Raw genomic sequence first — 22301 nt, forward strand, 5'->3', positions numbered from 1 at the left:
AGACATGTGTCGGTGGGTTGGGTACCTGGGTGCCCCGATCGCGCCCCGCGAGCTGTTGCATGATCCGCAGCGCTCACTGATCGAGCAGAGCCGTCGGCACGCGCCGAACATGGACATTCCCAACGGGGACGGCACCGGACTGGGCTGGTATGAGCACCGCGCCGAGCCGGCTCTGTTCCGCAGCATCACCCCGGCGTGGGGTGATGACAACCTGCTCGAGCTGGCTACCGAGATCCGCACCCGACTGTTCCTTGCGCATGTGCGTGCGGGTACCGGCACTCCGGTGCAACAGACCAACTGCCACCCATTCCGTTGGCGTAACTGGCTTTTCGTACACAACGGGCACGTCGGCGAATACCGGCGGCTGCGACGGGATCTGCTGTTGGCCGTGCGCCCGGACCTGTTCGACAACATCGCCGGCTCCACCGATTCGGAGCTGTTGTTTCACCTCGCGCTCACCTTCGGTCTCACCGACGACCCCCTCGGCGCCCTGGCGCGGATGGCGGGTTTCGTCGAAGCGGCCGCCACCGCGGCCGGAGTGGCCGAACCCGCGCTGCAGATGACATTGGGGGTCAGCGACGGGCAACGGCTCTATGCCGTCCGCTATGCGAGCGGCCCGGAGGCCAACACCTTGTTCGTGAGCGAAGATCCGGATTCGGTGCGGATGTTGTATCCCGAGAGTGAACGGTTGGGGCATTTTGGTGACGCCGCCCGAGTGGTTGTTTCCGAGCCGCTGACCGAGCTACCCGGGATGTGGCGCGAAGTGTCCGCAGGGTCGGCACTGGTCATCGGCGAGGACATTGAAGAGCAGCCGTTCCGGCCGATCGGTCCGTGACGCTGTCCGCGGTCTTTACTCGACCTTGACCGCGCGTTGAATCGTCTTACCGACGATGGCTGATGTGACTACCCTTCAAGACGTGGAACTGGGGGTTTTAGGGCCTCTTCAGGTCCGGCAGGGCGGCGCGCCCGTCGTCATACCGGGCGCCAAACCACGCGCTCTGCTCACCATGCTGGGCCTGCACCTCGGCTCCGTCGTCCCCGCGGACACCCTCCTGGAACTGCTGTGGGGCACCGATCCGCCCCGCACCGCGGACAAGGCCCTGCAAACCCACATCTCCGCGCTGCGACGCACCCTGGGCGACGGCTTCGTGTTAACCGAGGGCTTGGGCTGGAAGCTCACCGGGGCGGACATCGATGCCTCGCGTTACCGGGCGGCTGCCCGCGCGGGACGGGATGCGGCCGCCGCCGGCGACCCCGGACAGGCGGTGGCCCGCTTCGAGGAAGCGCTGGCGTTGTGGCGCGGAATCCCCGAACTGCCCGACGGCCGGCGCGGCATCTCGGAAAAGACCCGCTGGATCGAAGGCCACGCCGCGCTCGTCGAAGACCGGGCCGACGCACTGTTGGCAACCGGCCGCGCCGCCGAGATAATCGGCGACCTCGAAGCCGCGGTGGCCGAGGCGCCGCTCCGCGAAAGGCGTTGGGGCCAGCTGATGCTCGCGCTCTACCGGGCCGGCCGGCAAGGGGAGGCCCTCGGCGCCTACCAACGGGCCCGGACAATGCTCGCCGACGAGCTGGGAGTGGACCCCGGACCGGAACTGCGGCGCCTCGAGGCGGCTCTGGTCGCGCAGGACGCATCGCTGGACGTCTTTGTGGAACAACAACTCCCGTCCGTAACGCGGGCAGTTACCTTCCTGCTGACCGATATCGAGGGATCTACTGCCGCCTGGGAATTGGACGCCGGAGCCATGGCGATCGCACTGGCCCGTCACGACGAACTCGTCGAGCAGGTCGTGACCGCCCGCGGCGGACGGCTGGTCAAGACGCGTGGCGAGGGCGACGCGACCTTCTCGGTGTTCGAGCGTCCGTCCGCGGCGGCCGCCGCCGCCATCGAGATGCAGGAAGCGATCGGTCACGAACCGTGGGAGTTGGCGCAGCCGATGCGAATTCGGGTGGCGCTGCATAGCGGTGAGGTCGAGCTTCGCGACGGCGACTACTTCGGCCGGGCGGTCAACCGCGCTGCGCGGCTACGCTCGCTGGCCACCGGCGGGCAGATCCTATGCTCGGGTGCCGTCGCCGAACTCGTCGTCGACTCCCTGGCCGACGATGTCGTGCTCGACGATCTGGGTATGCGCAACCTGAAGAATCTGGCGCGACCCGAGCACGTTTTCGAACTGCGGCTGGACACCGCGCCGCAGCCGCGGCCGACGGCGGCGCCCATCGAGCGGCCGGCGCTGCCGCCGGTGCTGATCGGACCCGGCCCGTTCGTCGGCCGCGGGCCCGAACTCGCGCAACTCATTTCGGCCTGGCAGGCCCGTGGCACGCACGCCGTGCTGATCGCCGGCGAACCGGGCGTCGGCAAGACGCGCCTGGCCGGCGAATGGTCGCAACAGGCGTACGGGCACGGGGCGGCGGTCCTGTACGGCCGCTGCGACGAAGACCTCGGCGCGCCGTATCAGCCGTTCGCCGAAGCGTTGCGTTGGCTGGTGCCGTGCGTCGGTGCCGATCGGCTACGGGGACTGCGCGGTGTCGAAGCGCTGCTCCCGCTGGTTCCCGGATTGCCAGACATCGTCCCGGATTTGCCGGCACCGGCCAGTGCTGATCCCGACACGGAGCGCTACGCATTGTTCGACGCCGTCGTCGCTTTGCTCGAAATAACTTCTGCTGCAGCGCCTTTGGGTCTTATACTCGACGACTTACACTGGGCCGCCAAGCCGACGCTGCTGCTGTTGCGCCACCTGCTGCGCTTCGGGGACCACGCCCGTGTCCAGGTGGTGGGGACCTACCGCAGCACCGACCTGGACCGCTCTCACCCGCTGGCGGCGATGCTGGCGGACCTGCACCGTGACGGCACCGCGAGCCGGTTGAGCCTGAGCGGCCTGGACGAGCACGACGTGACCGCCTATGTCGCCGAGGCCGGTTACGAAGACGAGCAACTCGCCCACGCGTTGGCATCGGTCACCGGTGGTAACCCGTTCTTCCTCATCGAGGCCTTACGACATGTCGACGAGAGCGGCGGTGTGTGGGACCAGAGCACCTTGCCGCAGGGTGTGCGGGAGGCGGTGAGCCGCCGGCTTTCTCGACTCTCCATGGAGACCAACAAGGCCCTTTCCGCCGCGGCGGTGGTGGGCAGCCGGTTTGCGGTTGAGCTGGTGGAGCAGGTGGTCGGTGAGGATCTCGTCGACGCATTCGACGAAGCGGCCAAAGCCGGCCTGGTCATCGAGGAGCCCGGTGGTCGTTACCGGTTCAACCACGCCCTGGTTCGTCAGTCGCTGCTCGCCGAGTTGGCTTCGGTGCGACGCATGCGGCTGCACCAGCGCATCGCCACCACGCTGGAAAACCAGCCAGGCGCTGACGACCCGATGCTCGCCGAGTTGGCCCACCACTACTTCGAATGCGCCTGGGCCGGAAACGCATCCAAGGCAGTGTTCTACTGTCGTCGGGCCGCGGATCAGGCGATGGCCCGGCTGGCCTACGAGGGGGCGGCCGACTTGTACGGCCATGCGCTGCACGCGTTGGAGGAAATCGACGAGGAACTGCCTGACCGCGACGAGCAGGCCGCCGAGCTGCTGGTGGCGCGCTGCGAGGCGCTGCTGGCCGCGGGTGACATGGCGTCGGCATCGGGCGCCGTGGCGCAACTACGTTCGGCGACAGCTCATTTGATGCGGTTGGCGGCGTGGGCGACGTGCTTCGACGGGCAACTGTCCATGCTGATCCGCCCCGAACGGCTCGACGAGGTCGAAGCCGCGCTCGGCGCGGCAGCCGCCAGGCTGGCCGAACTGGACGACGCGGCAGGGGAAGCCAAGGCTCATACCGTTCGGGCCGGGTGCCTGGCCCGCCTCGGGCGTATCGGCGACTGCGAAGTCGCCCTGGACGACGCCCTGACCGCGGCCCGGCGGGCACGCGACCACCGCCGGGTGAACGCGGTGCTGGCGGGCGCACCCGTGGCGGCGCTGTGGGGTCCCAATCCCGTTCCGCGAGCCGGTGGTCGGTGTCTTGACGTGGTGCGACTGCTGCGCATCACCACCGAATCACCCACGGTCGAGGCCACCTCGACACGGTGCCAGGCCGTGCTGGAGGCGTTTCGCGGTCGCGCGGCCGCGGGCCGGCGCATGATCGACTCGGCCCGGCGCACGGTCACCGAGCTCGGCTTGCGGCACGCACTGCTCGAGGTGGAGCAGTTCGCCGGCATCGTCGAAATGGTCGCCGGTGATCCTGCCATGGCTGAGCGGCATCTGCGCAAGGCCTACAACGGTTTCCGTCGCTTGGGCTTGGATGCCGATACCGCCGAGACCGCCGCGCTGCTGGGTCGGGCCTGTCTGCTGCTCGATCGTGAACCCGAGGCGGCCGAGTTGTGTTCGGAAAGTGAGCGGTTGGCCGGCCACGTGTTGAAGGCGTCGATTGCGTGGCGCACGCTGCGGGCGCACTTGCTCACCCGCTCAGGCGATCACGAGCAGGCCAGAAGGATCGCCGAAGATGCCGTCGCTCTGGCCGAGCGTACCGACGCGTTGGTCGATCACGGCGATGCGTGCCTCACACTCGCAACGGTCCTGCACGGCGCCGGCGACATGGCGGGATCTCGCGCGGCCGCCGAGCGAGCCGTCGATCTGTACGAGCGGAAACAGGCAGCCGCACTTGCCGATACGGCACGTCTTCTGCTCGCCGGCCACAGTTCGACGTTGGCGCCCGCCGCAGCCGTAGCAGCCAGCGTCGAACTGGACAACGCCTGTGTGCGGTCAGCCGGCCAAGTCGCGGTGGCGGTGGATCGCGAAGCTTGGGACGAGCTGGAGCGGCTGTTTTCGCCGTCGGTAATCGTGGAGAGCCGCCGCCGAGTTGTCGGCTTTGCCGTCGATGACCTGCCTGCCGGCCCGTGGCCGCAGAAAGTCAGGCGGGTATGCGAGAACGGCGCACTGCGGTTCCGCATCGTCGGCGTCGTCGCTGTACGAGGAGACCGCCTGGCACTGACTCGACTTACGGTCGGGACCGCCGACGCGAGCGCGGGATCACCACACGACGAGTTCCTTCAACTCTGCCGCATCGACGCGGACGGGCGGATCGACCTTCAGGTGTGGTTCGACCTCGAAGACATGGACGTGGCGGTCACTGAACTCGACACCACTCACGCACGGCTGCAGCAGGCACGCCCGCGAACTACGTTGCACAACAGTGCGACTCGAGTGGGCGACCAGCGCTACGCATTCTGCGCTGCTGGACGGCTGGACGAAGTCGGCGCGTTGTACGCCGACGACACCCGAGTCGATGATCGACGGCAGGGGCTACGCCGCGAGACCGGCGGCCGCGCTGCAGCGATCGACAAGGTCCGCGCGATTTCGGGCTCGGCCGCGGGCATCGCCACGACACCGCTCGCGCTGCGAGGTGAACGCCTCTGCCTTCGCCGCGTGAAGTTCGAGGCGCCTGACCCGCGCTCCGACGCGTTGGGCGTCGAAACATTGGAGATCACTGAGATCGACACCACCGGGAGGGTCTCGGGCACGGTGATATTCGACCCCGCTGACCTCGACGCCGCCTTCGAGGAACTCGATCGCCGATATCTGGCTGGCGAGGCGTCCGCGTACGCCCACACCTGGTCGGTGATCATGCGGAACTTCGCGGCGTTCAACGGACGCGAACTCCCCTCCGTGACGCCGGACTGGGTGAATCTCGACCACCGCCGAGCAAGAGCGTTCTCTCCGGGCGACCTCGTCCCGTATATCCGCGCCACCTGGGAACTCGCGCCGCAGTCCACCATCTACGTGGTGGCCGTGCATCGACTGAACGACCTCGGGGCGGTCGTCGCCGAGGCGACGGATGTGACGTCGCCGGAGGGTTTCGACGCCGAGTGGCAAGAGATCAACCTCCTAACCATCGAAGGCGACCTGATCGACCGTAGCGAGGTATTCGATGAGGCGGACCTCGGCGCTGCGCTGGCAAAGTTCGATCAGCTCAGCGAACAGGTGGTACGACCCGAAAACGCAGCGACCAGAGTGTGCCGGCGGATCGACTCGTATTTCGTCGCCGGCGACTGGGACGCAGTGGCGCAAGCGCTGGCCACCAACGCCTTCTAGGACGATCGCCGCAAGGTGGTGGGGTCTGGACTTCGGCAGGGCCGCGGCGAGGTGATGGCCGAAATCTCGGTAGTCGCCAGGGCCGGGGTTGTGAGCATGGTCACTGACACCATCGCGACCCGCGGGGAGCGTGTCGTGCTGAACCGTGTCCGTACTGCGTTCGGCGACGATCGTCCGGACGCATTCGGCATCGATGTGCTCGCCGTGGTCGAAATCGATTCCGACGAGAAGATATTAGGGCGCGTCGTGTTCGACCTCGATGACTTCGACGCCGCCATAGCGAAACTCGATGACTGCTATCTGGCCGGCGAGGCCGCCCCCTACGCACGCACCTGGTCGGCCATCACTGATGGTTACGCCGCGCTCAATCGGCGCGAAATCCCGCTGACTACACCGGATTTTGTCAATATCGACCATCGCCCGGTGGCGTTCGCACCCGGAGAGCTCACCGAATTCTTCCGTGCCTCTTGGGATCTCTATCGGGAACAAACCGTCTATATCGAGGCCGTACACCGACTGGGTGAATCCGGAGCCGTTGTCATTCACGCGGCGCGAGGGACCTCGAATCAAGGACTGCAGACAGAGTCGCGGTATGTCAACCTCGCGATGCTCGACGGGGAGGTGTGCAACCGCTGCGAGATTTTCGACGAATCCGATCTAGACCTCGCGATCGCGAGATTCGATCAGCTCAGCCAGCCAACACCGCAGCTTGAGAGCGCAGCATGCCAGGTGTACGAACGTTTCTTCAGGCGCTTCGCCGCTCGCGACTGGACTGCCCTGGCGCAGATGTATGCCGAAGACATCTGCACAGACGATCGCCGCCAGGTGGTGGGCTCGGGAACGCTCCGCGGTCGAGAGGCCAATGTCGCGAATATGCGGGCCATCGCCGAAGCCGGTACCAGCGACCTGACTTCATCTCCAATTGCGAACCGCGGCACGCGTATCACGCTCACTCTTCTGCATTCTGCGATGTTCCAAACCGACGTGCTCAACCTCGTCGAGATCGATGCCGACGAGCGGATCAAGGCGGTCGTCGTATTCGACCCCGATGACGTCGATGCTGCCTTCGCCGAGCTGGACGCCCGCTACCGTGCTGGTGAGGCCGCGCCGTACCTGGACACCTGGTCGGCGATCAACCAGGGTTTCGCCGCGCTCAACCGTCGTGAACTCTTTGCAGCAACACCGGATTGGGTGAACATCAATCACCGCAAAGGGGCGTCGATTGCGCCCGGCGAGATGCCCGCGCTACTCGACGCGGCATGGCGGGCGCCGTCCGAGCTGAGTTACCGCATTGTGGCGGCGCCACGTTTGAACGAACGCGGAGCCGTCATCACCCACTTGACCCGCGAGACCTCGCACGAGGGTTTCCAAGCCGAGTGGCGGGTGATCAGCGTGATCATCTTCGAGGGCGAATTGGTGAGTCGTTGCGAGGTTTTCGACGAAAAGGACCTTGACGCCGCACTTGCCCGCTTCGACGAACTCTCGCGAAGGTAACCCCACCGCGAAATCCAGCCCCGAAAATCTCGGCCCGGTCACACTCGCGGCTAAGGCTCAAGCCGAAATCAGTTAGGGCTGCAGCCGCTCCACGACACCACCGGCTACCCGAATCCTGTTGTGCACCCGATTCTCTCGGCCCTGCCAGAACTCCACCACCTCGGGCGCGATCACATACCCACCCCAGTTCGGCGGCACCGGCACCCGCTCCATGTCGGCGAACCGCGCCGTCACCGCCGCGAGCTGGTCGAGCAGCGCCGCCCGCGAGGCGATCGGCTGCGACTGATGGGAGGCCCAGGCCCCCAATTGCGACCCGCGCGGCCGTTTGGACCAGTAATCCTCGGTCGCCTCCGGTGCGACCTTGGTGACCGCACCCCGGACATGGATCTGACGCCCCAGCAGATACCAAGGAAAGGTCGCCGACGCGTACGGCGTCGCCGCCAACTCGAGTCCCTTGGCCGAGTTGTAGTGGGTGAAGAAGGTGATCCCGTTTTCGTCGGCGCCTTTGCACAGCACCGATCGGCTCACCGGCCGTCCCTCGGAGACGGTGGCTACCACCATGGCGTTGGGTTCGGCGACTCCGGCGCGTTCGGCGTCGTCCATCCAGCTGCGGAACAGAACCAGCCAGCCATCGGCCAACCAGTTCGCATCGAGATCCGGGCTGCCGTCCTTCTCGACGGATCCATACTCCGCCCGCATCGCAGCCAGGCGATTCTCCTCAGGTCCGGTCACCGCGCCCACGCTACTCGTCGCCGGTTACCGGCCGGTAGTAACCGACCGGCGCGTAAGTGCAAGAATCAAGCCCCATGACTGTGGTCCCCGAGGATTTCGTCCCAGGCTTGGAAGGCGTGGTGGCATTCACCACCAAGATCGCCGAACCGGACAAAGATGGCGGCGCGCTGCGCTACCGCGGCGTCGATATCGAGGACCTGGTAGGCCGCGTCCATTTCGGTGACGTCTGGGCACTCCTCGTCGACGGTGACTTCGGGCGCGGCCTGCCGCCGGCCGAACCGTTCCCGTTGCCGATCCACACCGGCGACGTACGCGTCGACGTTCAGGCGGGCTTGGCCATGCTGGCGCCCATCTGGGGGTACAAGCCGCTGCTGGACACCAACGAGCCCACCGCTCGCGACCAACTCGCCCGCGCATCGGTGATGGCGCTGTCCTACGTCGCGCAATCTGGGCGCGGCATCTACCGGCCCGCGGTTCCGCAACGCGTCATCGACGAATGCTCAACCGTCACAGAACGTTTCATGACCCGCTGGCAGGGCGAACCGGACCCCCGCCACGTCGAGGCGATCGACGCCTACTGGGTGTCGGCGGCCGAGCACGGGATGAACGCCTCGACGTTCACCGCGCGGGTGATCGCCTCCACCGGGGCCGACGTGGCCGCGGCGCTGTCCGGCGCCATCGGAGCGATGAGCGGCCCCCTGCACGGCGGCGCTCCGGCCCGGGTGCTACCCATGATCGAGGAAGTCGAGCGCACCGATGACGCCCGCGGCCTGGTCAAGGGCATCCTGGACCGCAACGAGAAGCTGATGGGTTTCGGGCACCGCGTCTACCGCGCCGAAGACCCCCGCGCCCGGGTGTTGCGGACCGCCGCCAAGCGGCTGAACGCACCGCGGTACGAGGTCGCTGCGGCTCTCGAGCAGGCCGCCCTGGCTGAACTGCGGGAGCGCCGCCCCGACCGGCCGATCGAGACCAACGTCGAGTTCTGGGCAGCCGTGATCCTGGACTTCGCCCAGGTACCCGCGGAGATGATGCCCGCGATGTTCACCTGTGGCCGCACCGCCGGCTGGTGTGCGCACATCCTGGAGCAGAAGCGGCTCGGCAAGCTGGTCCGCCCGTCCGCGATCTACGTGGGCCCCGACCCGCGCAGCCCGGAATCCGTGCCGGGTTGGGACGCCGTCCTCGCCCGGGCGTGAGCGCCCGGCGCCCTCGCCCGCTAAGGCAACTGGCGAATTCCGAGCGCTGAACAGCGATGAGTTTTCGTCATGACCCTGGTCAATACCGGCGAAGGCACATCGAACCCTAGGAGTAAGCCATGGCCATCACCGTCCAACCCACGCTGTCCCCCCACCTCGTCGTCGACGACGCTGCCGCCGCGATCGACTTCTACGTCAAGGCATTCGACGGCGTCGAACTCGTCCGCATCCCCGGCCCCGATGGCCGGCTAATCCACGCCTCGGTGCAGATCAACGGCTTCATGGTGATGCTCGCCGACGACTTCCCGGAGATGTGCGGCGGCAAGTCGATGACCCCGAAGGCCCTGGGCGGCACCCCGGTGACCATTCACCTGACCGTCACCGACGTCGAAGCCAAGTTCCAGCGCGCTCTGGACGCCGGCGCCACCGTGGTGATGCCGCTGGAAGACCAGTTCTGGGGTGACCGCTACGGCGTGATCGCCGACCCGTTCGGGCACAACTGGTCACTGGGGCAGCCCGTCCGCGAGGTCAGCATGGAGGAGATCGCCGAGGCGATGTCCGCGCAGGCTTAGCGGCGCAGCCGTGCCAGCAGGCGCTGGCCCCGGGTCGGCGCCTGCGGCAGCTCGGCGGCAACCGCGAGCATCTCGGCGACGTCGGTGAACTTGACCCGCGGCCGTCCGACCGCGCTGCCGCGCGCAACTTCGGCGGCGTCGATGGCGCGCCATCCCGCGGAGTCGACGACTGCCGGCTGGCGGGCGGCCACCAGCTTGGCCAGAGCCGCGGGCTTGGCCGCCGGGTCAGTCAGCTTCCCGGCGTTGAAGTCGGCCACTAGCGCCTGGATGGTCTGCAGCGAGCACGACTTGTTGGTGCCGATGAAGCCGGTGGGTCCGCGCTTGATCCAGCCGGCGACGTAGGCGCCGACGACGGGCTGCCCGGCGAGGTCGACGACGCGGCCGCCGTCGTTGGGGACGACGGCCGCCACCTCGTCGAACGGCAGGTCGCGAATTGCCTTGCCGCGGTAGCCGATCGAGGTCAGCACCAGGCCGGCGTCGATGCGACGTGTCTCATCGGTGCCGGTGACGTCGAACTCGACCCCGGTGGCGTGCGCAGCACCGAGGACGCGTCGCGGCGTCAGGTGATAGGCCAGCCGGATACGCGGCCGCGACGCCGGCTCCGAGCTGCCACCGAGCGCGGCCAGGATCTCCAGCTTCTTGCGGGTCAGTCGATCCGACGCGGTGGCCAGGTCCTGCTGCGCCCGTCGGTGGTCGTCGGCGTCGAGCACCACATCGGCGGTCGCAGTAAGCCCGATCAGCTCGGGCAGGGTGAACGCCGAGTGGGCGGGTCCGCGGCGGGCCGCGATCACCACCTCCCGCACCGCCGACTTGCGAAACGCCTTCAGCGCATGGTCGGCGATGTCGGTGCGAGCCAATTCGTCCGGGTCGGCGGTCAGCAGCCGCGCGACGTCGAGCGCGACGTTGCCGTTGCCGATGATCACCACCCGCTCGTGGCTGAGATCGACTGGCAGCGAAGCATATTCGGGATGGCCGTTGATCCAGGCGACCAGTTCGGTGGCGGTGCCGGTACCCGGCAGGCCCATGCCCTCGATGTCGAGGCGACGGTCGTCGGGCGCACCCACCGCGTACAGCACGGCATGGTGGTGCTCCAGCAGTTCGGCGTGGCTCAGGTGTTCGCCGACTTCGACGTTGAGGAAGAACCGGAACCGATGGTCGGCGGTCACCCGGTCGAACAACCGCGTCACCTGCTTGGTGTGCTGATGATCCGGCGCCACCCCGGCCCGCACCAAACCATATGGGGTGGGTAGCTTTTCGAAGACGTTGACCCGCACATTCTGCTGGACCAGCAGTTCGTCGGCGGCGTACATCGCCGCCGGCCCCGATCCCACGATGGCCACCGTCAGCGGCTCGTGTCGGGCGCGCACCTCGGCTGCCGGAAGCACCGCGGCCAGCTTCGAAGTCGGCGGCAACTTCTCGCCGGCGGGGCGCTCCGGATAGAACGACGCGTTGATCTCCGCGAACGGCAACTGCTTGAGGTCCAGCTTGCTGTCGGGCACGATAGCGCCGACGGGGCAGGCACTGACACAGGCGCCGCAGTCTACGCAGGCCACCGGGTCGATATACAGCATCTCCGACGTCGCGTAGCCCGGCTCGTCCGGGGATGGGTGGATGCAATTGACCGGACACGCGAAAACGCAGGACCCGTCATTGCAGCACGACTGAGTAATTACGTGCGGCACAAGTGAACTCGCGGAATCTTCAGGCGGCCGGCACAGCGGTCAGGTGCTGGCGCTGCGGCTCGCTGCGGTAGCGCGACGGCTTGCCGTTGATCTTGCAGAGCCGCCACATCAGGCGGGCCGACCGGTTTTCCATCAAACCGGTGTCGTAGGCCAGCATCCTCACGTCGGAGAACATGTCTCGCAACCACTTTCGCGACTCCGGCGAGCGGAAGAACAGTTCCTTCTTCACCGAGCGCGGGATGTCGAACTCGTCCCAGAAGGCTTTCGGCGGGATCAAGATCGCGTTGCACAGCACCCGCATGGTCAGTGGGAAGTACAGCGAGACCCAGAACCGTTGCCGCCGAGTTAGATTCGGCAACCGCCTGCGCAAAAACTCGTGCGCGAAGGAGATGTGGCGGGCTTCCTCGGCCACGTGAATCGCCATCACCCGCTCCATGATCGGGTGCAGCGCCTTGCCCTCGCGAAGCACCTGCTTCTGGGTGTGGTCGATCGGCTCCTCGCCGGCGAGCACGCCGATGAAGAACGCCACCGGCAGCGGCCCGGCCACCAGCGGCACCAGCGGCGAGATCCACTTCAACCGGCGCGGCATGCCCGGAACATCGGCGCCGACCCGGTTCACCATCTCTTGGAACATCATGGTGTGGTTGCACTCTTCGACCGATTCGTGCAGGCAGTACCGGTATTCCGGCGAGCCGTTGGGCACCCAGAAGGTGTAGGTCATCAGGCCGCGGATCAGGATGGACTCGAAGTGCAGGCCGACCTTGGCCACGTTGGCCTGGCGCCACATCCCGATCTTGATCTTCACGTCGTCTGGCTGCGCCTGATACCAGGGGTGGCGGCCCAGCGGGTCGGTCGCCGGCAGGATCCAGCGGGGGTCGTTGTCGGTGACAGCGAATTCCGGTGAGTCCCAGTCGATATCGGTGTACGGGTTGAAGTTCCGCCGCACCGACCCCTCGGACAGTGTGGCGAGCATTTCCACGTACTCGGCGTCGTCTCGAACTTCCATGTTGCGGCGCCACCGTCGAACCATGCGCGTCCTAGCCATTCAAGCCTCCCCAACGAGGTGTTTACATCGGACGTGTAAACAACACGATACCGCCGGTACCGGGAATCCACCAGACTGCGCCAACCGACTGTGGCCTAGCCCGCACCGCCCGACTCGCTGTGGGCCAGGTCACATGGAGCGCCAGTCAGCGGCCTTGCGGGGTCCCGATTTGTCGGTCACCCCACGCCGCTCACTACCCTGATCGTCATGGCTGAACAGCTCACGACTTCCCTCGAAATTCCCGCCGACCTCAAACCACGCGACGGACGCTTCGGCTGCGGCCCGTCCAAGGTGCGCCCCGAGCAGTTGCAGGTGCTCAGCACTACCGCGGCTCACTTGTTCGGCACCTCGCACCGCCAGGCGCCGGTCAAGAACCTGGTGGGCCGGGTGCGCGAGGGCCTGTCGCAGCTGTTCTCGCTGCCCGACGGGTACGAGATCATCCTGGGCAACGGCGGAGCGACCGCGTTCTGGGACGCCGCCGCCTTCGGCTTGATCGACAAGCGCTCGCTGCACCTGACCTACGGCGAGTTCAGCGCGAAGTTCGCCTCGGGCGTGGCCAAGAACCCGTTCGTCGGCGACCCGATCATCGTCAAGGCCGACCCGGGCAGTGCACCCGAGCCGCAGTCCGACCCGTCCGTCGACGTGATCGCCTGGGCGCACAACGAAACTTCGACGGGCGTCGCGGTGCCGGTGCGGCGGCCGGCCGACTCCGGTGACGCACTCGTCGTCATCGACGCCACCTCGGGCGCCGGCGGGTTGCCGGTCGACATCACCGAGGTCGACGCCTACTACTTCGCGCCGCAGAAGAACTTCGCCAGCGACGGCGGCCTCTGGCTGGCTGCGATGAGCCCGGCCGCACTGGCCCGCGTCGAGGCGATCGCGACGTCCGGTCGCTGGGTGCCGGACTTCCTCTCACTGCCGATCGCGATCGAGAACAGCGTCAAGAACCAGACCTACAACACCCCCGCGGTCGGCACGCTGATACTGCTGGCCGAGCAACTCGATTGGCTGCTGGGCAACGGCGGCCTGGACTGGGCGGTCAAGCGCACCGCGGACTCGTCACAGCGGCTGTACTCCTGGGCCGAGGAACGCTCCTACACCACCCCGTTCGTCGCCGATCCGGCGCTGCGCTCGCAGGTGGTGGGCACCATCGACTTCGTCGACGAGGTCGACGCTGCGGCGGTGGCCAAGACGCTGCGGGCCAACGGCATCGTCGACACCGAGCCGTACCGCAAACTCGGCCGCAACCAGTTGCGGATCGCGATGTTCCCCGCGGTGGACCCCGACGACATCAGCGCCCTGATCGCCTGCGTGGACTGGGTGGTCGAGCGGCTCTGACCCGCGCCCCGCGTGTCAACCAGGTTAACGGCGTTCGGCGCATTAGAGTGCGCACGTGACGGGTCCGGCGCTGACCTGCACGGAACCTGCGAGGAGAAGCCATGCGGGAACTCAAGGTGGTTGGGCTAGACCCCGACGGCAAATACGTCCTCTGCGAAGGCGCCAGCTCGGCCGAGAAGTTCAAGCTGCCCGCCGACGACCGGCTACGTGCCGTGCTGGACGGCGAGCCGATGCCCCCCGAGCAACCCGCTCTTGACATCGTGGTGACGAACATGTTGAGCCCCAAGGAAATTCAAGCCCGGATCCGGGCCGGAGCATCGGTCGAGCAAGTGGCCGCCGCGTCGGGATCCGACGTCGCCCGCATCCAGCGGTTCGCCAACCCGGTGCTGCTGGAACGCTACCGCGCGGCCGAGCTGGCAACCGCTGCGCACCCGGTGCTGGCCGACGGTCCCGCGGTAATGAGTTTGCTGGAGACCGTGACCGCAGCGCTGGTGGGCCGCGGCTTGAGCCCCGACAAGCTCACCTGGGACGCGTGGCGCAACGAGGACAGCCGCTGGACGGTGCAGCTGGGCTGGCAGGCCGGCCGGTCGGACAACGTGGCGCACTTCCGCTTCACTCCCGGCGCACACGGCGGCATGGTCACCGCAATCGACGACGCGGCCAGCGAACTGATCGACCCGGACTTCAAGCCTCGCCAGCTGGCCCCGGTGGCGCGCCTGGCCTTCGAACCCACCGACGAATCAGCGCAACCCGCCCAAGCCGTCCCCCCTGCCCAACCCGCGCAGCCGGAGGCCGCCGCACCGGCCGAGCCGCCCACCCAGGCTCGACGCGGTAAGCCGGCCATCCCGGCCTGGGAGGACGTGCTGCTCGGCGTCCGCTCAAGCGGACAGCGCTAACGCCGCCAGCGCCAACCAGGCGCCGAGGACTCCGACTCCGGCGCCCAGGACGAACCAGCGCAACACCAGGGTTCGTCGCCATCCCCAGAAGGTCGGCGCCAGTCCCCCGACCGCCACGATGTTGAGGCCGACGGCCAGCAGCGGGTGAACACGCATCAAACCCAGGCTGAGCACCACGATCGCCGCACCCACCACCGCGGCGACGAACGCGGCCACCCCCAAACCCGTTCCCCACGGCACGGACTCGTCGTTCACGACCGGAAGCCTATCCCGATCCCCGGCAAACGGTCCGTTCGTAGAACGCCAGCGCCGCGGCCGTGGCGACGTTCAAGGAGTCGGTGCCACGCGACATCGGTATACGGACCCGCGCGTCGCTGATTCGCAGCGCGGCCGGCGTCAGCCCCGGCCCCTCGGCGCCCACCAGCAGCGCGACCGGATCGTCGGCAACCGCCGCCATCGCCTCGGGTAACGGGAGCGCATCGTGGTGCGGGGTCATCGCCAGCAGACGAAAGCCCAACTCTCTGAGGCGGGCCAGGTCGGCGGGCCACTCGTCGGCGCGCGCATAGGGCACCAGCAGCGCGTGTCCCATCGATACCCGCACTGCGCGGCGGTACAGCGGGTCGGCACAGCCGCTGCCGAATACCACCGCGTCCACCCCGAGACCGGCCGCGTTGCGGAAGATCGAGCCCAGGTTCTCGTGGTCGTTGACGCCTTCGAGCACCGCCACGGTGCGGGCGCCGTCGACGACCTGGGCGACGGTGGGCTCGGCAACCCGGCTCGCCGCGGCCAGCACACCCCGGTTCAGGTGGAACCCGACAGCCTGCGCCATCACCTCTGCGGAGGCGCGATAGTAGGGCGCCGAGGCACCGGCCAGGTCGTCCCTGAGTTCGGCGAGGCGACGATCGGTACCCAGCAGCGCCCGCGGGGTGAACCGCGACGCCAGCATGCGCTGCACCACCAACACACCCTCGGCGATCACCAGGCCTTTGCCGGTGGGCAGGTCAGGACGGCGGTCGACGCTGTTCAGGTCGCGGAAATCGTCGAGACGCGGGTCGTCTGGGTCGGTGACGTCCTGAACATCGAGGCCCGGCGCCGGCGACCTCACGGACTTTCGTCGACCAGCATCGACATCAGATCGGCGGCCCTGCGCAGGATCTCGCGCTGCTCGTCGTTCAGGGTGGCCAGCCGCCCGGCCAGCCATTCCTGACGTGCCCGTCGGGCCGCCTTGACCAGCTCGGCGCCGGCTTCGGACACCGACACCAGCACCTGACGACCGTCGACCGGATGCGGAGCGCGGTCCACCAGCCCTTCGTCGGCCAGCGAGGCGATCACCCGGGTCATCGACGGCGGCCGGACGCGTTCGCGGATGGCCAGCGCACCGGGCGTCATCGCCCCCTCGTTGGCCAGCGTGGTCAGCGCCGACAGCTGCGACAACGACACCGGTGACGAGGGATTTCGGAACCGGAGCTGCCGGGACAACCGCATGACCGCCAACGACAGGTCGGCAGCCAGCCGCGCATCGCTGTCAGGCACAGCGCGAGGTTACAACGGAACCTGGCAAACAGCGACGAGAAACGGCGAACGCGCGGCACGGGTCGGCGCTGCCGGCCGGCACGTTATCTTGAGAACCGATGAGCACCGAGGCCACCGAACCCCAACCGCCGCCGCTGCCACCGGCGCTGCTCAAGATCTGGCCGATCATCATCGTCGGCGCCCTGGGCTGGGTGATCGCCGCCGCGGTCGCGTTCCTGGTCCCCAGCTGTCAGAGTTGGCGGCCCATCACCCTCGCGGGTCTCGGAGTGTCAGTGCTCGGCACCAGCATCTTCCTGCTGCAGTTGGCCGCCGCCCGGCGTGGCGCGCGCGGCGCGCAGTCCGGCCTCGAACGGTATCTCGAACAGAAATTGGAGGACTAATGGCAACCCCCACCGCCCTGTTACAAGCCCAGATCGATATCGATGCTCCGCCGGCGAAGGTGTGGGCGCTGATCTCCGACCTGCGGCGGATGCCCCAGTGGAGCCCCCAGTGCCGGTGGATGCGCCAGTTCGGGCCGTTGCGCACGGGTACCCGCACCCTGAATTTCAATCGGCGCAACAAGCTGTTCTGGCCTACCACCAGCACGATCGTGGAAGTCATCCCGGAGCAGAAGCTGGCGTTCCGGGTCGACGCCAACCGCACGATCTGGAGCTACGAGCTCGAGCCGCACGGTGCGGGCACCCGGTTGACGGAAAGCCGACACGCCGAGAACGGCGTCTCCGCGTTTTCCAGCATGACGGTCAACGCGTTGATGGGTGGGACCAGCAGCTTCGAACGCGAGCTGGTCGACGGGATGCAGACTTCGCTGGCCAAGATCAAGGCGGCCGCCGAGCAGGGCTAGTCGGCGGACGGTTCCTCCACGGCCGGTCCCTCGGCCGAGGGTTCCCGGGTCGCGTCTTCGGTGGCCGGTTGTACGACCGGTTCCGCCGCGACCGGCTCGTCCGGCACCGGCTCCGCTGCGACCGCGTCGCCCGGCACCGGCTCGCCCGTCACCGGGTCCTCCGCGACCGGCGCGGCCACGGTTTCCTCCGCCGCCACCTCGGCAACCACGGTCGTCTGAACCACCTCCAGCACGCCGTCGTCGTACGGCTCGTACATCGGCGACCCGGTGCCCGGCGGAGCCGGCGTGTCCGAGTGCGCACCGCAGCCGTACAGCTTGTCCACGACGTGGCCATCGGCGGACAGTTCGTTGCCGCACACCCCGAACATCGCGCCCAGCGACCCTGCCAGCGGCAGGAAGAACCCGCAGTCGCGGCACACCCGCTTGGTAGACCGCGACATCGCCGAATCCGGCCCGTAGTCGCCCTCGTGCCAGCGCTCGGCGGCATCCGCGCGGCCCCAGGCGCTCATCACCCAGCGACGGCCCAGCCCCAGCTCGTAGGCGACGTCGTCGACCTGCGGGTCACCGCTGGCGGTGTAACCCGGCACCAGCCGCGGGTCGTCCTTGACGGGGGCCAGCAGATCCCCCGGCCCCAAATCGCCGGGCCGCACCCGCTGCTCCCACGGCACCCACTCGGGCGCCAGCAGTGCCGTCGGCCCCGGGATCAGCACCACTTCGCTGATGGTGGCATGGTCCGCGCCCAGGTACGAGGCGACGACGACGGCCCACTGCCAACCCTGGTAACCCGGCAGGTGCGCCAGGAACCGATGGGTGGCGGCGTTCGGGTCCTCGTAGCTGACACCCAGGTAATCCCCTACGGCCTCGGCCCCGCTGAACTCCGCGACGGCGGCCCGGGCCTGCTCGGCCGCACCCGTGAGCACCTCCGCGATCTCGTCGGGCCAGGCCGTCGCCGTCACGGCACCAGCCGGCCGGGAGGACTCCTCGATGGGTCCGGTCACGCTCTCACCTCTCTGCATTGCCTCACCAATACTGCCGGAAGACACGTCCGCCCAGCCACACCGGTTTCCTCCGCCGGCAGCCGACATAAGACAGAATTGAACCGTGTCTGGACCGAGGCGTGATCAACCGGGCCGTATGGCCCCACCCCCGGGCCGCCGGACCCGAGACGAAGGATCCTTTCAGGAACATCCCGGGATGGCCAACTACCCGGCTGGCGACGCCGACCACCGCCGGTCCCGGCGGCCACCGCCGATGCCCAGTTCCAACCGGTACCTGCCGCCGCTGGGTCACGAACCGCCCCGTCGCGACACGACGCCTCCCCCGCCGCGCGGCTTCAACAACGGCGAACGCATCACCGTCACCCGTGCCGCGGCCATGCGCAGCCGTGAGATGGGCTCGCGGATGTACTGGATGGTGCAGCGCGCCGCCACCGCCGACGGCGCCGACAAGTCCGGCCTCACCGCGCTGACCTGGCCGGTGATGGCAAATTTCGCGGTCGACTCCGCGATGGCGGTGGCCCTGGCCAACACGTTGTTCTTCGCGGCGGCCAGCGGGGAGAGCAAGTCCAAAGTCGCCCTCTACCTACTGATCACCATTGCGCCGTTCGCCGTGATCGCGCCGCTGATCGGACCGGCGCTGGACAAGTTGCAGCACGGTCGCCGGGTCGCGCTGGCGCTGTCCTTCGCGCTGCGCACCGCGCTCGCGCTGGTGCTGATCATCAACTACGACGGCGCAAGCGGCAGTTTCCCGTCGTGGGTGCTCTACCCCTGCGCGCTGGCCATGATGGTGTTCTCCAAGTCGTTCAGTGTGCTGCGCAGCGCGGTCACCCCGCGGGTGATGCCGCCCAGCATCGACCTGGTGCGGGTCAATTCCCGGCTGACGGTCTTCGGGCTGCTCGGCGGCACCATCGCCGGCGGTGCGGTCGCGGCCGGCGTGGAGTTCGCCTGCACGCATCTGTTCAAGCTGCCCGGCGCGTTGTTCGTCGTCGTCGGCATCACGATCGCCGGGGCGCTGCTGTCCATGCGGATCCCGAGTTGGGTCGAGGTCACCGCCGGCGAGGTGCCGGCCACGTTGAGCTATCACCGCGACAGCGACACGATGCGGCGCAGCTGGCACACCGAGGCCAAGCCGGTTAAGGAGAAACCTCGACAGCCGTTGGGCCGCAACATCATCACCTCGCTGTGGGGCAACTGCACGATCAAGGTGATGGTCGGGTTCCTGTTCCTCTATCCGGCGTTCGTCGCCAAGGCGCACGACGCCGACGGCTGGGTTCAGCTGGCCATGTTGGGAATGATCGGTGCGGCCGCAGCCATCGGCAACTTCGCCGGAAATTTCGCCAGCGCGCGGTTGAAGCTGGGCCGCCCCGCCGTGCTGGTGGTGCGCTGCACCCTGGTGGTCACCGCGTTCGCGCTGGCCGCCGCGGTGGCCGGGCATCTGATCGCGGTCGTCGTCGCCACGCTGTTCACCTCGGGGTCCAGCGCCATCGCGAAGGCGTCGCTGGACGCGTCGTTGCAGAACGATCTTCCCGAGGAGTCGCGTGCCTCGGGTTTCGGGCGTTCCGAGTCGACCCTGCAGTTGGCGTGGGTGTTGGGTGGCGCCCTGGGCGTGTTGGTCTACACCGACCTGTGGGTGGGTTTCACCGCGGTCAGCGCGCTGCTGATCCTGGGTCTGGCCCAGACGGTCGTCAGCTTCCAGGGCCGCTCGCTGATTCCTGGGCTCGGCGGCAACCGACCGATCATGGTCGAGCAGGAGGGCTGGCACCGGGGCGCGCCGGAAACCCGGGTGACGCCGCAGTGAGTCCCCGGTGAGGCCGTCGCTCAAACCCCGCATCGTCGCACTGCTCGTCAGCGTGATCGTGCTTGCCGCGGCGGCGGGGGTCGGGACCTGGCTGCTGGTGCGTGATCGCGGCCCGTCCTACCCGGTGATCAGCGCCTATTCGAACGGTCACCTGACCAAGGTGGGCCCCTACATGTATTGCAACGTCCTGAATCTCAACGACTGCCAGGAGCCACGGACGCAGGGCGAATTATCGGTGAGCGAGCGTTATCCGGTGCAGCTCTCGGTGCCGGAGGCCATCAGTCGCGCACCGTGGAAACTGCTGCAGACATATGAGGATCCGACCAAGGACACCACCACCATCTTCCGGCCGAACAGCACGCTGGCCGTCACCATCCCCACCACCGACCCGCAGCGCGGCCGGCTAACCGGGGTGGTGGTGCAGCTACTCACCAAGCTCGTCTACAACGGGGAGGAATTCTTCCCGCCCCACGCCGAATGGTCTGTGCGCGTTAACTTTTGATCGTCCCCAGCCGGCGGGTTACGCGCCGTGACCGACCGGCACCCGTTCGCCATCGGGCGTCGGCCCCGGCGGCGTGCCGTCACCAAAAGGCCTGCCGCCCAACGCTTCACGGCCGTGCGGCGAAAGCCAGTTGGCCAGGTCCGGTCCCTTGGGGACGATACCTGTGGGGTTGATGTCGGAATGCACGATGTAATAGTGCTGCTTGATCTGGACGAAGTCGGTGGTATCGCCGAAGCCCGGGGTCTGGAACAGGTCTCGCGCGTAGGCCCATAACACCGGCATCTCGGATAGTTTCTGGCGGTTGCACTTGAAATGCCCGTGGTACACCGGATCGAAGCGGGCCAGGGTGGTGAACAATCGCACATCGGCCTCGGTAATGGTGTCGCCCACCAGGAATCGCTGAGCTCTCAAGCGTTCACTCACCCAGTCGAGCGCGGTGAACAGCCGGTCGTAGGCGGACTCGTATGCCTGCTGCGCGCCGGCGAACCCGCACCGGTAGACACCGTTGTTGATCTCGGTATAGATCCTCTTGCTCACTTCGTCGATCTCGGCGCGCAGTTCCTCGGGATACAGCTGCGGCGCCCCCGGCCGGTGGTAGCCGGTCCATTCGGTGGAGAAATCCAAGGTGATCTGGGCGAAGTCGTTGGTCACCACCGCGCCGGTCGGGATGTCCACGATCGCCGGAACGGTGATGCCCTTGGGATAGTCCGGGAATCGCCTGAAGTAGGCATCCTGTAGCCGCGGGATCTTCAGGACCGGGTCTACGCCGCCGGGATCGAGATCAAAGGTCCAACTGCGCTGGTCATGCGTCGGACCGCAAAAGCCAATGGAGAGAACCGATTCCAGACCCAGCAACCGCCGCACGATGATCGCGCGGTTGGCCCACGGACAGGCGCGGGCCACCACCAGCCGGTATCTACCCGGCTCGACCGGATAGCCGTCGCGACCATCGGCGGTGATGCGGGTGGTGATGTAGTTGGTGTCGCGGTTGAATTCGCCCTTGCCGGCCACATAAGAGGACATGTAGACAATCCTGCCCTCTCGGGCGCCGGCGTAGCACGCGCGGCGGGGCGTTACGCCTCGAACTCCCGCGCGACCGCCTTGACCACCTCGGAGATCTGCCGGGCGGTCTTGCGGTCCGGGTAGCGGCCCTTGCGCAACTCGGGCTGCACAGTGCTCTCCAGCAGAGTGATCATGTCCTCGACCATGCCGTGCAACTCGTCGGGACTGTGCTTGTGCTCGGCGGGTGGTTCCCGGCGTGAGGCCTCCCGGCGCGTCCGGGCCAGGCTCGGCGGCGGCTCGAGCAGCTTGAGGCTCAGGGCCTGCGGTCCCCGCCGTCCCGAGGCGATGCCGAACTCGACGCGCTGTCCCGCCTTGAGCCCCTCGACACCGGCGGGCAACGCCGACGAACGGACGTAGACGTCCTCGCCGTCCTCCTGCGACAGGAAGCCGAACCCCTTCTCGGAGTCGTACCACTTCACTTTGCCGGTCGGCACTGCTCTCACCTGCTTGTCTCACGGATGGGGTATTCCACACAAAGACGCGTCCCGCCTGCGCAGGACGCGATGACGATCACAGATCCTACTCGGCGCATCGGCCGCCGAGCATCCCGGTT

At 67.7% G+C, this 22301-nt stretch carries 17 protein-coding genes and 2 pseudogenes; 10 read left to right on the plus strand and 9 right to left on the minus strand.

The features are described from left to right. Positions 1–4: 4 nt before the first annotated feature. Both MKCMC460_RS26025 and MKCMC460_RS26030 read left to right on the plus strand, forming a co-directional pair. Entirely contained in the window at positions 5–835 is an 831-nt protein-coding gene (locus tag MKCMC460_RS26025) for a class II glutamine amidotransferase (protein WP_236977947.1), read from the plus strand. An 82-nt stretch (positions 836–917) separates the two neighbouring features. Further along, a pseudogene (locus tag MKCMC460_RS26030) lies at positions 918–7556 on the plus strand (BTAD domain-containing putative transcriptional regulator). A gap of 72 nt (positions 7557–7628) precedes the next feature. Here the strand turns inward: MKCMC460_RS26030 and pdxH are convergent. Beyond that, a complete protein-coding gene (pdxH, locus tag MKCMC460_RS26035; protein ID WP_236984422.1) occupies positions 7629–8255 on the minus strand; it encodes a pyridoxamine 5'-phosphate oxidase in 627 nt (208 codons plus the stop codon). Between the two features lie 107 nt (positions 8256–8362). Between pdxH and MKCMC460_RS26040 the strand changes: the two genes are divergently transcribed. Further along, a complete protein-coding gene (locus MKCMC460_RS26040; RefSeq protein WP_236977949.1) occupies positions 8363–9481 on the plus strand; it encodes a citrate synthase 2 in 1119 nt (372 codons plus the stop codon). Positions 9482–9600: 119 nt separating this feature from the next. Continuing rightward, the gene (locus MKCMC460_RS26045; RefSeq protein ID WP_236977951.1) at positions 9601–10053 is read left to right on the plus strand and encodes a VOC family protein; all 453 of its coding nucleotides are present in this window, start codon (positions 9601–9603) and stop codon (positions 10051–10053) included. Here the strand turns inward: MKCMC460_RS26045 and MKCMC460_RS26050 are convergent. Together MKCMC460_RS26050 and MKCMC460_RS26055 are read right to left on the minus strand one after the other, a co-directional pair. After that, positions 10050–11735 (minus strand): FAD-dependent oxidoreductase, encoded by a 1686-nt coding sequence (locus MKCMC460_RS26050; RefSeq protein WP_236977953.1) that lies wholly within the window; start codon positions 11733–11735, stop codon positions 10050–10052. The two genes, MKCMC460_RS26045 and MKCMC460_RS26050, sit on opposite strands and share 4 nt — an antisense overlap. A gap of 19 nt (positions 11736–11754) precedes the next feature. Then, positions 11755–12780, minus strand: coding sequence for a diiron oxygenase (locus tag MKCMC460_RS26055; RefSeq protein WP_236977955.1), 1026 nt, complete (start codon positions 12778–12780; stop codon positions 11755–11757). A 207-nt stretch (positions 12781–12987) separates the two neighbouring features. Between MKCMC460_RS26055 and serC the strand changes: the two genes are divergently transcribed. After that, entirely contained in the window at positions 12988–14118 is a 1131-nt protein-coding gene (gene serC / locus MKCMC460_RS26060; RefSeq protein WP_236977957.1) for a phosphoserine transaminase, read from the plus strand. A gap of 101 nt (positions 14119–14219) precedes the next feature. Further along, positions 14220–15014 (plus strand): septation protein SepH, encoded by a 795-nt coding sequence (gene sepH / locus MKCMC460_RS26065; protein WP_236977959.1) that lies wholly within the window; start codon positions 14220–14222, stop codon positions 15012–15014. On the opposite strand, the gene MKCMC460_RS26070 is transcribed toward sepH, so the two are convergent. Genes MKCMC460_RS26070 through MKCMC460_RS26080 form a run of 3 tightly spaced genes read right to left on the minus strand, consistent with a single transcriptional unit; the run spans position 14997 to position 16547 of the window. Further along, on the minus strand, positions 14997–15269 hold the full coding sequence (locus tag MKCMC460_RS26070) for a DUF2537 domain-containing protein (RefSeq protein WP_238305041.1): 273 nt from the start codon (positions 15267–15269) through the stop codon (positions 14997–14999). The genes sepH and MKCMC460_RS26070 overlap by 18 nt on opposite strands. Before the next feature lie 10 nt (positions 15270–15279). Then, positions 15280–16119 (minus strand): RNA methyltransferase, encoded by an 840-nt coding sequence (locus MKCMC460_RS26075; protein WP_238305043.1) that lies wholly within the window; start codon positions 16117–16119, stop codon positions 15280–15282. Next, positions 16116–16547: a MarR family transcriptional regulator gene (locus MKCMC460_RS26080; protein WP_238305044.1), complete on the minus strand. Its 432-nt coding sequence runs from the start codon at positions 16545–16547 to the stop codon at positions 16116–16118. Before MKCMC460_RS26080 ends, MKCMC460_RS26075 begins: the two co-directional genes overlap by 4 nt. 98 nt (positions 16548–16645) lie before the next feature. Here MKCMC460_RS26080 and MKCMC460_RS26085 point away from each other — a divergent pair, with 98 nt between their 5' ends. Then, a complete protein-coding gene (locus MKCMC460_RS26085) occupies positions 16646–16927 on the plus strand; it encodes a DUF2530 domain-containing protein (RefSeq protein WP_236977964.1) in 282 nt (93 codons plus the stop codon). After that, entirely contained in the window at positions 16927–17388 is a 462-nt protein-coding gene (locus tag MKCMC460_RS26090) for an SRPBCC family protein (RefSeq protein ID WP_236977966.1), read from the plus strand. Before MKCMC460_RS26085 ends, MKCMC460_RS26090 begins: the two co-directional genes overlap by 1 nt. A gap of 215 nt (positions 17389–17603) precedes the next feature. On the opposite strand, the pseudogene MKCMC460_RS26095 reads toward MKCMC460_RS26090, so the two are convergent. Further along, a pseudogene (locus tag MKCMC460_RS26095) lies at positions 17604–18386 on the minus strand (DUF3027 domain-containing protein); the annotation flags it as partial. Between the two features lie 136 nt (positions 18387–18522). Here MKCMC460_RS26095 and MKCMC460_RS26100 point away from each other — a divergent pair. Together MKCMC460_RS26100 and MKCMC460_RS26105 are read left to right on the plus strand one after the other, a co-directional pair. Then, entirely contained in the window at positions 18523–20184 is a 1662-nt protein-coding gene (locus tag MKCMC460_RS26100) for an MFS transporter (protein ID WP_236977970.1), read from the plus strand. A gap of 7 nt (positions 20185–20191) precedes the next feature. Further along, positions 20192–20686: a DUF2771 domain-containing protein gene (locus MKCMC460_RS26105; RefSeq protein WP_370653033.1), complete on the plus strand. Its 495-nt coding sequence runs from the start codon at positions 20192–20194 to the stop codon at positions 20684–20686. A gap of 18 nt (positions 20687–20704) precedes the next feature. Here MKCMC460_RS26105 and MKCMC460_RS26110 read toward each other — a convergent pair whose 3' ends face one another. Together MKCMC460_RS26110 and MKCMC460_RS26115 are read right to left on the minus strand one after the other, a co-directional pair. After that, positions 20705–21709 (minus strand): glutathione S-transferase family protein, encoded by a 1005-nt coding sequence (locus tag MKCMC460_RS26110; protein WP_236977971.1) that lies wholly within the window; start codon positions 21707–21709, stop codon positions 20705–20707. A gap of 50 nt (positions 21710–21759) precedes the next feature. Further along, complete coding sequence (locus tag MKCMC460_RS26115) at positions 21760–22182, minus strand: cold-shock protein (RefSeq protein ID WP_236977972.1); 423 nt, start codon at positions 22180–22182, stop codon at positions 21760–21762. Positions 22183–22301: the final 119 nt, after the last annotated feature.

This window comes from Mycobacterium sp. 20KCMC460 (assembly GCF_022179425.1).
GTDB lineage: Bacteria > Actinomycetota > Actinomycetes > Mycobacteriales > Mycobacteriaceae > Mycobacterium > Mycobacterium kiyosense.